Raw genomic sequence first — 257 nt, forward strand, 5'->3', positions numbered from 1 at the left:
GGCGCGATGACGCGCGGCACGGTGACTTACGGTTGGGCGAGAAAGCATCATCCGAACTGGTTCAAGGAAACCATCGGCAAGTGAGAGGCAAATAAGAAGCAAACAAGCGGTACGGCTTTTAGCGCACCGCACCCGAGCCGCCGCTCTTGTTCATGGAACCGCGGCGGCTCTTCAGTTTTAGCGCACTGGCAGCGCAATTGTCAGAGGTCGATACCTTGGTTCAACGCATTCTTGAAGCCGGCGATATCGAGTCGCTC

1 pseudogene is annotated in these 257 nt (G+C 56.8%); it reads left to right on the forward strand.

The features are described 5' to 3' along the window. Positions 1 to 84 (forward strand): annotated as a pseudogene (locus SB771_RS35605) (formate dehydrogenase cytochrome b556 subunit); the annotation flags it as partial. Positions 85 to 257: the final 173 nt, after the last annotated feature.

Origin of the sequence: Burkholderia sp. SIMBA_051 (assembly GCF_046534915.1) — a bacterium.
In the GTDB taxonomy this organism is placed as follows: Bacteria; Pseudomonadota; Gammaproteobacteria; order Burkholderiales; family Burkholderiaceae; genus Burkholderia; species Burkholderia ambifaria.